Source organism: Achromobacter sp. 2789STDY5608621 (assembly GCF_001299375.1).
GTDB lineage: Bacteria > Pseudomonadota > Gammaproteobacteria > Burkholderiales > Burkholderiaceae_B > Achromobacter > Achromobacter insuavis.
Genome location: NZ_CYTU01000044.1, coordinates 39,552 through 48,394 on the forward strand (window position 1 = coordinate 39,552; position 8,843 = coordinate 48,394).

At 64.6% G+C, this 8,843-nt stretch carries 8 protein-coding genes and 1 other RNA gene; 3 read left to right on the top strand and 6 right to left on the bottom strand.

Annotated features, from left to right (window positions below; translation table 11 throughout):
- Positions 1-5: 5 nt before the first annotated feature.
- Both mraZ and rnpB read right to left on the bottom strand, forming a co-directional pair.
- Positions 6-434 carry a division/cell wall cluster transcriptional repressor MraZ gene (gene mraZ / locus AOZ53_RS27150; RefSeq protein WP_006392946.1) on the bottom strand — a complete coding sequence of 143 codons (429 nt, stop codon included), beginning with the start codon at positions 432-434 and terminating at the stop codon, positions 6-8.
- Positions 435-759: 325 nt separating this feature from the next.
- Positions 760-1,165: RNase P RNA component class A (rnpB, locus tag AOZ53_RS27190), an RNA gene on the bottom strand.
- 109 nt (positions 1,166-1,274) lie between these two features.
- Here rnpB and AOZ53_RS27155 point away from each other — a divergent pair.
- Positions 1,275-3,110 (top strand): ATP-binding cassette domain-containing protein, encoded by a 1,836-nt coding sequence (locus AOZ53_RS27155; protein WP_054490147.1) that lies wholly within the window; start codon positions 1,275-1,277, stop codon positions 3,108-3,110.
- A gap of 119 nt (positions 3,111-3,229) precedes the next feature.
- Here AOZ53_RS27155 and pyrC read toward each other — a convergent pair whose 3' ends face one another.
- Both pyrC and AOZ53_RS27165 read right to left on the bottom strand, forming a co-directional pair.
- Positions 3,230-4,309 (bottom strand): dihydroorotase, encoded by a 1,080-nt coding sequence (gene pyrC, locus AOZ53_RS27160; RefSeq protein ID WP_156333546.1) that lies wholly within the window; start codon positions 4,307-4,309, stop codon positions 3,230-3,232.
- Positions 4,305-5,498, bottom strand: coding sequence for a M20 aminoacylase family protein (locus AOZ53_RS27165; protein WP_054433494.1), 1,194 nt, complete (start codon positions 5,496-5,498; stop codon positions 4,305-4,307). The genes pyrC and AOZ53_RS27165 overlap by 5 nt, the downstream gene beginning before the upstream one ends.
- 147 nt (positions 5,499-5,645) lie before the next feature.
- Here AOZ53_RS27165 and AOZ53_RS27170 point away from each other — a divergent pair, with 147 nt between their 5' ends.
- Complete coding sequence (locus AOZ53_RS27170) at positions 5,646-5,924, top strand: SWIB/MDM2 domain-containing protein (RefSeq protein ID WP_006217453.1); 279 nt, start codon at positions 5,646-5,648, stop codon at positions 5,922-5,924.
- Positions 5,925-6,343: 419 nt separating this feature from the next.
- Here the strand turns inward: AOZ53_RS27170 and gcvA are convergent, their stop codons facing one another.
- Positions 6,344-7,246 carry a transcriptional regulator GcvA gene (gene gcvA / locus AOZ53_RS27175; protein WP_054490149.1) on the bottom strand — a complete coding sequence of 301 codons (903 nt, stop codon included), beginning with the start codon at positions 7,244-7,246 and terminating at the stop codon, positions 6,344-6,346.
- Positions 7,247-7,381: 135 nt separating this feature from the next.
- Between gcvA and AOZ53_RS27180 the strand changes: the two genes are divergently transcribed.
- Positions 7,382-7,990, top strand: coding sequence for a LysE family translocator (locus tag AOZ53_RS27180; protein WP_054474678.1), 609 nt, complete (start codon positions 7,382-7,384; stop codon positions 7,988-7,990).
- Positions 7,991-8,035: 45 nt separating this feature from the next.
- Here the strand turns inward: AOZ53_RS27180 and AOZ53_RS27185 are convergent, their stop codons facing one another.
- Positions 8,036-8,401 (bottom strand): DUF4870 family protein, encoded by a 366-nt coding sequence (locus AOZ53_RS27185; protein ID WP_035359985.1) that lies wholly within the window; start codon positions 8,399-8,401, stop codon positions 8,036-8,038.
- Between the last annotated feature and the right edge of the window lie 442 nt (positions 8,402-8,843).

Genomic DNA, 8,843 nt, shown 5'->3' on the forward strand with positions numbered 1-8,843 from the left:
CTCTTTCAGAACGAAAACTGATTCAACACATCCGGCATACCCTTGGCCAGATCCTCAGCCTCGCGGCTGGCCAGGGTAGCGGCATCCCACAGCTCGAAGTGGGCGCCCAGACCGAGCAGCATCACATCGCGCGTCATACCGGAAGCGTTGCGCAGTTCAGGCGCGATCAGGACGCGGCCGGAGCCGTCCAGTTCCACGTCCTGAGCGTTGCCCAGCAACAGCCGCTGCAACGCACGCGCCGTCATGGGAAAGGCGGCAATCTGCTCGCGCTTCTTTTCCCACTCGGGCCGCGGGTACACCAGCAGGCAGCCGTCTGGGTGGCGGGTCAGGGTCAGGCGGCCTTCCGCCTGCGCCATCAGCGCGTCACGATGCCGGGTCGGAATCGAGATCCGTCCCTTGGCATCCAGCGTGAGCGCGCTGCTTCCCTGAAACACCACTTTTACCCCACTTAATTGCACAATTTCCTACTATTTCCCACTCTACGGTATGGCAATGGGGCGGTCAAGCGCGCGGTTGCAATTTTTTCAATCACAACAAGGACTTAGAGCAACTTGTAAATGCGCAAAAAGAAAAACCTCCCAATAAATCAGGAGGTTGCGTCACTATCTAAAAGTGCTTCTTAAGAAGTGGCGGCTAACAATGCCTTTGCATTGTTTTACCCAGCCCGCTTGCCAAGGGTTGACGGGCGTTCCGCGCCAGATGGCGGATGGCCGGGCTTGAAAAAAGCCGGCCGGCGGCCCCGCTCCGATGAGAAATCCAATGCAAGACGGGTCTATAGGCCGGATTCTGTACGCCAGGTTTCCCTGGCGGGCGATCATTCCTCTGCGCGGATCATTGCTGAGCCGCTGTAGCCACCTACCCGCATGCTTGGACGGAGCCGCCCTTCGCGGCCCGAAAGCCGCACGCATGCCTATTTGATGTTGCTCCGGGTAGAGGTTGCCGCGTTTCACCCTGCGATGCCGCCGGCCGTTGCCGACCGGCGCGATACGGAGATGGCCGTATCGGTGCGCGACTGGCGCGCCCGCCCCGCAGACTCGTCTCTGTGGCCCTATTCCTCGACCGCGCCCGAAGACGCGACCGGACGGCCGTTAGCCGCTACCCTGCCCTGTGGAGTCCGGACCTTCCTCGATGGACTTGCATCCACCGCGACCGCCCGACCCGCCTTGCGGTGCGTATTCTAGTACAGGTCGCCGCTCCGTCCCCGAACCCCGGCGCGGGTTCCTGCGACAATACCGGTCTGATCCGCTCATCCGCCGCAAGAACGACCTCACTACATGGCTCTCGCAACGCTCATCACCCTGACCGACATCCAGCTGGCCTATGGCCACCATCCGCTGCTGGACCACGCCGACTTCGCCATCCAGGCCGGCGAGCGCATCGGCCTCATCGGCCGCAACGGCGCCGGCAAGTCCTCGCTGCTGCGGCTGCTCGACGGCCGCACCGTGCCCGACGATGGCGACATCGCCCGCACCTCGGGCCTGCGCGTGGCCACGGTCGAACAGGAACCGGAACTGGACGAAAACGCCACCGTCTTCGACGTGGTCTGCAATGTCGACGGCGACCATGAAGACTGGCAACGCCCGTCGCGCGTGCGCGCCGTGCTGGAAAAACTCGGCCTGCCGGCGGACGCCCAGATCGCCGGCCTGTCGGGCGGCACCCGCAAGCGCGTCGCGCTGGCCCGCGCGCTGGTCGAGGAACCCGATCTGCTGCTGCTGGACGAGCCCACCAACCACCTCGACTTCGACGGCATCGCCTGGCTCGAAGAGATGCTGCGCACCTGGAAGGGCGCCGCCGTCATCATCACCCACGATCGCCGCTTCCTGGATTCGGTGGCCACCCGCATCGTCGAACTGGACCGCGGCCGGCTGCTCAGCTTCCCCGGCAATTTCTCGCAATGGCAGGAGCGCAAGGCCCAGTGGCTGGAATCCGAGCGCCTCGAACAGGCTCGCTTCGACAAGCTGCTGGCCCAGGAAGAAGTCTGGATCCGCAAGGGCGTGGAAGCCCGCCGCACCCGCAATGAAGGCCGCGTGCGGCGCCTGGAACGCCTGCGCGTCGAACGCGCCGAGCGCCGCGAGCGCGTCGGCGATGTGTCGCTGGCGCTGGCCGAGGGCCAGCGTTCGGGCAAGATGGTGGCCGAGCTGGAACACGTCGGCAAACGCTTCGGCGAGAAGACCGTGGTGGACGACTACTCCACCACCATCCTGCGCGGCGACCGCATCGGCATCATCGGCCCCAACGGCGCCGGCAAGACCACGCTGCTCAAGCTGATCCTGGGCGAAATGCAACCCGACAGCGGCAAGACCCGCATGGGCACCAACGTGTCGGTGGCCTACTTCGACCAGATGCGAGCCCAGCTCGACGAAAACGCGACGCTGGTCGACATCATCAGCCCGGGCAGCGAGTGGGTCGAGATCGGCGGCACCCGCAAGCACGTCATGAGCTATCTCGGCGACTTCCTGTTCTCGCCCGCCCGCGCCGGTTCGCCGGTGCGCAGCCTGTCGGGCGGCGAGCGCGCCCGCCTGCTGCTGGCGCGCCTGTTCGCGCGTCCCGCCAACGTGCTGGTTCTGGACGAACCCACCAACGACCTCGATATCGAAACGCTGGAGCTGCTCGAAGAACTGCTGCAGGAATACTCGGGCACGGTGCTGCTGGTCAGCCACGACCGCGCGTTCCTGAACAACGTCGTCACCCAGACCATCGCCTACGAAGGCAACGGCCACTGGCGCGACTACGTCGGCGGCTACGACGAATGGGTGGCCCAGCGCCCCGCCCCGGCGCCTGCCGCGGCGGCGGAGGAAGACGCGGCCAAGGCGGCGCGCGCCGCCGACGAAGCCGCGGCCCGCGCCAAGGCCGCCAAGCCCAAGCCGGCCCGCGCCGCCAAGATGAATTCGTGGGAACTGCGCGAACTCGAAGGCCTGCCCGAAGCCATCGCGGCGCTCGAAGCGCAGCAGGCCGAACTGGCCGGCAAGCTCGCCGACGGCAGCCTCTATCGCGATGCGCCGGCCGAAGTCGAACGCATCAACAGCGAGCTGTCCAAGCTGGAAAGCGAGCTCGAGGAAAAATTCGCGCGTTGGGAATTGCTCGAGGCGCGCCGCGAAAGCGCCCTCTGACGCGATAGCGGGACCGCCGCGACCGCGGCGGGTCCGTCACCGCGCCATCGACTTCAGCGCCCTCTATATATAGAGGGCGGCCGCCACCCACCATGTCCACATGGCGGCGGCCGGCATGCTCAGACTGCCGCGCGCCAGGCCAGCGTCTCGCCAGCGGCCAGCGGCACCAGTCCGGTGTCGCCGAACGGCACTTCATCCGGAATCTGATAGCTCTCGCGCACCAGCGTCAGCTTGCCGGTATTGCGCGGCAGGCCGTAGAAGTCCGGACCGTGGAAGCTTGCAAAGCCTTCCAGCTTGTCCAGCTTGCCGACCGCGTCGAACGCGGTCGCGTACAACTCCATCGCATGCAGCGCGGTATAACAGCCGGCGCAGCCGCAGGCGTGCTCCTTCAGGCCGCGCGCATGCGGCGCGCTGTCCGTGCCGAGGAAGAAACGCGGGCTGCCGCTGGTGGCCGCTTCCACCAACGCCAGCCGGTGGGTTTCGCGCTTGAGGATCGGCAGGCAGTACCAATGCGGCCGCACGCCGCCCTGGAAGATCGCATTGCGGTTGTACAGCAGGTGCTGCGGCGTGATCGTTGCCGCGATCGGCCCCTCGGCATCGCGCACGTATTCAGCGCCTTCCTTGGTGGTGATGTGCTCGAACACCACCTTCAGCGCCGGGAACGCGCGGCGCAGCGGCTTCATCACGCGCTCCACGAAAATCGCTTCGCGGTCGAACACGTCGATCGACGGATCCGTCACTTCGCCGTGCACCAGCAGCGGCATGCCGCATTTCTCCAGCGCTTCCAGCGCCTTGGCGCATTTGCCCAGCAGGTCGGTCACGCCGGCGTCGGAGTTGGTGGTCGCGCCCGCGGGATACAGCTTGACCGCGTAGACCTGGCCCGACTCGTGCGCGCGGAAGATCTCTTCGGCCGAGGTGTTGTCGGTCAGGTACAGCGTCATCAGCGGCGTAAAGGCGTCGGCATCACCGCCCGCCTTGGTCAGCGCGGCCAGGATGCGGCTGCGATAGGCCAGCGCCTGCTCGGTGGTGGTCACCGGCGGCTTCAGGTTGGGCATGATGATGGCGCGGGCGAATTGCCTGGCCGTGTCGGCCACCACCGCTTCCAGCGCCGCGCCATCGCGCAGGTGCAGGTGCCAATCGTCAGGGCGGGTGATGATCAGTTGATTCGTGTTTTGCGTGGACATGGAGAGCTTCTTAATCTGCCAGCGGCATGCCCCGTTCGGCCAGCGCGCAGAACATCGCGCTGCCCAGGGGGATGACGGCATCGTTGAAATCGAAATGCGAGTTGTGCAGCACGCAGCCGGAATCGGCCCCGCCCTGCCCCAGCCGGAAATAGGCGCCAGGCTTGCTTTGCAGCATGAAGGAGAAATCCTCCGACCCCATCGACGGTACCAGATCACGCACCACGTTTTCCTTGCCGATCATCTCGGTGGCGATGTCGGCGACCAGGTTGGCGTGCTGCGGCGTATTCAGGGTCGCGGGATAGATGCGTTCGTAGGTCAGTTCGGCGGTGCCGCCAAAGGCGCTGGCAATCGCCGTGACCAGTTCGCGCATGCGCGTCTCGACCATCTCCTGCACCGACTTGCGGAACGTGCGCACCGTGCCCACCATCCGGGCCTCGCGCGGAATCACGCTCATCGCGCCGGGATGGCCCGCCTGCAGCGAGCCGATGGACACGACGGCGGAATCCAGCGGATTGACGTTGCGCGACACGATGGTCTGCAGCGCCGTGATGATCTGGCCGGCGATCGTCACCGGGTCGATCGTCTGATAAGGATGCGCGCCGTGGCCGCCGCGGCCGGTGATCAGGATCTCGAAGCGGTCGGCCGCCGCCATCATCGGCCCCGGATTGATGCCGATGGTGCCAGGCTTCAGGCCGGGCCAGTTGTGCAGCGCATAGATGGCGTCACAGGGAAAGGTGTCGAATAACCCATCCTCCATCATGGCTTTGGCGCCGCCGCGCCCTTCCTCGGCCGGCTGGAAGATGAGGACGGCCGTGCCATCGAAATTGCGCGTCTGCGCCAGGTACTTGGCGGCCCCGATCAGCACCGCCGTATGGCCGTCGTGGCCGCAGCCGTGCATCAGGCCCGGCTTGGTCGACTTGTGCCCGAACTCGTTGTCCTCCGTCATCGGCAGCGCATCCATGTCGGCGCGCAGGCCGATCATGCGGCCGCTGTCGCAGCGCTTGCCGCGGATGACGCCCACCACGCCGGTCTTGCCGATACCCCGGTGCACCTCGATTCCCAGCGCCTCGAGCGCGCCGGCAACGATCCCGGACGTCCGGACTTCTTCGAAGCCAAGCTCGGGATGGGCATGCAAGTCGCGCCGCAGCGCCGTCAATTCGTCATGAAACAGCCGAATTGATTCCAAAGGAGAACGTGCGTACATAGGAGGTTACAGAATGACGTGAGAGGGGGGACAGTCGGGATATTTTAGTTGCTACAGAGGATAAATGCCTTTGTCTTTACCGGAGAGACACGTTATGCTCCGGCCGCAGGACAATTTTTCCAACAGCCAGAGAAGGAGCGCCGCATTATGGCCACAACCTCCAAACCCGCGACCGCGCGCAAGCCGAACGCTGCATTCATGAAGCCCCTGACTCCCAGCGCCGAACTGGCTGCTGTGATCGGTTCGGAAGCCGTGCCGCGCACCGAGGTCACCAAGAAGATCTGGGAATACATCAAGAAGCACAACCTGCAAGATGCGAGCAACAAGCGCAACATCAACGCCGATGCCAAGCTGCGCCCGATCTTCGGCAAGGATCAGGTCACGATGTTCGAACTGACCAAGCTGGTCAACGCACATCTGAAGTAAGCAGGCAAAGGGCGTACCCGGTACGTCCCTGCCTCGATACTGTCGCGACGCCCTGGCTTGAACGCCGGGCGGACCCGACTTCCGGCGCTTCCCGCCACCGCAGGCTTTCCGCCTTGCGCGGCCAGTCCCACACCCGCGATGGGCACGGCTCTCCTCCCCCTCCATATCCGTTTGCATGCGAACGCTGTCGCGTCCAATCGCTTGGACAACGTCGTCCCGGTCTTGATCGTTCGAGAGATACGCGCCCGTTCTGAATGCGTGTTGCACAGCGAAGGCCCGCGATATCTCGCGGTTCGCAATGTCCGACACGCCATGGCCTCCCCTCATCCCCTTGCGCGGAACGCCCTGTACGGCATCGCATCCGCGATGCCGTCGATCACATTAGTCATTGCCCGCAAAGCCTTGCCCAGCCTGGCTCTTCAGCGTTTCGCCAGCGCCGGCGAGAGGCGCGATTTGCGCGCCTCCTCGAGCAACCAGGCGCGAAATGCCTGTGCGTCCGGCCGCTGTGCGGCCGTGCGCGAAGATACCAGCCAATAGCTATAGTCGTTGGGCAGCACCTGATCGAACAGGCGAACCAGCTTGCCGGCGCGCAGATCATCCGCCGCCAACATCAAGCGCCCCAGCGCCACGCCCACCCCATCGGCCGCCGCTTGCAGCACCAGCGCGGCATCACTGAATTGCACGCCCTGCGTCAGGTCCAGCGACACCCGCGCCAGTTCGCACCACTGGCGCCATGCCGCGCGTGGCTCGTCGTGCAGCAGCATGACGTTCGCCAGGTCGGCGGGCTCGGACAAGGCCGGCGGGCCTTCCGCCAACCGGGGATGGCACACCGGACTCAGATACTCCCGCGCGATCAAGTCCGACTTCAGTCCCGGCCAACGGCCCAGGCCGGAGCGGATGCCAAGATCGAATTCATCATCGCCCGGCCACAAGCGCGCCGAGCTGGCGACACGGAACTCGATCTCGGGATGACGTTGGCGAAACGCCGGCAGACGCGGCAACAGCCAACGCGAGGCAAAGGAAGGCAGCGCCGTGATCCGCAACGGCCCCTCGCGATGCTCACGCGCCTGCTCCGTGGCGGCCGCCATGCGGTCAAATGCGAGCGATAGCTCATCCAGATAAGCCTGCCCCTTATGCGTCAATGCCAGCGCATGACCACGCCGGACGAACAGCTCCCGGCCCAGCCATTGTTCCAGCGCCCGCACCTGGTGGCTGATGGCCGCCTGCGTTACGCACAGCTCGGCCGCGGCACGCGTGAAACTCAGGTGACGCGCAGCGGCTTCAAAGGCGCGCAAGGCGCCGAGCGGAGGCAAGCGTCGCATGAACTCGATTAGCCTGAGTTATCGAAGGCATGAGAATAGATCGTTTTGCCAGCCTCGGTAAGCCCCGTTTAATGGCGGCTTCGCCGGTGCTCAGCCCAATACGCGCGCCGGTCCACGGCCAGCCAAGGAGCGGCAATGACGGGATGGGAAGTCTGGATGGCGTTTGTCGGGTATGCGGTGCCCATGATCATCAGCCCCGGGCCGGGCAATACGCTGCTGGCCACCGCGGGTGGCCGCTACGGCTTGCGGGGGTCCGTGCCCTTCTGGGTCGGATTCGAAGCCGCGAACCTGGCGCTGTGCGCGCTTTACGGCCTGGGCCTGGGCGGCGCCCTGCATGAGCATCCGCAGATCCACGTCGTGCTGAAGTGGATGGGCGTCCTCTACCTGCTTTATCTGGCCTGGGGCTTCTTTCGTGCATCGGCCAAACCCGCAAGCCAGGCCGCCGACACCCGGCCGCTCGGCTTCGTCGACGGCTTCATCTGCGTGATCCTGAATCCGAAAATCCACTCGATGATCGCGGTCATGTTCGCCCAGTTCCTCATGCCCGGCGTCAGCCTGTCGCTGCAGGTCGGGCGGCTCAGCGCAGCATTCGTGATCCTGGGCCTGTTCTGCCATTTTCCCTGGATCTACGGTGGCAAGGTCATCCTGGGACGCTTCAATTCGCCGCAGGCGCTGCGCATCCAGGCCAGGGTATTCGGCAGCGCCATGTTGCTGGTCGCGCTGTACGTCGTATTGAACGGATAAAAAAAGGCCGGCATCAGCCGGCCTTTTTTGCTCGAGAACCTGGAATCAGGCGTAGGAGGTCGGCGCAACGCCGTCCAGCAGGGCCAGCCAGCCCTTGATCAGGCGGTACAAGCCCCACACCACCGTCGCGACCACGCCGATCCAGCCAATATAGATGATCAGCGCCAGGCAGCTGATGGCCAGCCACAGCAACGCCCACCAGAAGGTGCGCAGCAGCCAGTCGAAATGGGCGGCATAGACGGTGCCGGCGACGTCCGAACGCTTCAGGTACATCAGCACGACGGCCGCCAGCGTGGCGATGCCCAGGAAACCACTGGTCAGAAAGCCCAGGGCGAACAAACCATAGGCCACATGGGTCAGCGTGCGCAGGTCTAATGCCGTACCGGGCGCGGGGGTCTGGGTATCACTCACGATTACGCTCCAACAATTGACTCGGTCAATCTTACCGCACAAACCCAGCCGGCCCACGAGCGTTGTTATTTGGGCACATTCAATGCTGGCGCGGGTTGCAGGCTTGCTCAAGGTGATTTTGACAGGCCGTTTTCAGCGTTCGGAAGATCACGGCGTCGATGATTACGCCGTCGTGGCGGCGTCTTGAAAACCGCTGCGAAGGCGGCAATGCGGCGTCTTGAAAACGCTGCGAAAGCGGCAATGGACGGTCAGCGGCCGCCTTGCAAAGGCTTCAAATGCGTTAATGGAAGGCCAGACGGAAGATCAACCCCACCAGCAAAAACCCCCGTGCGGCGTCAGCCGCACGGGGGTTTCTTTTTGGGGTTTTCCGCGCGCACCAAAGACAAAACCCCACAGGCGAGAGCCTATGGGGTTTTGCGGAATAAAAGCCTGACGATGACCT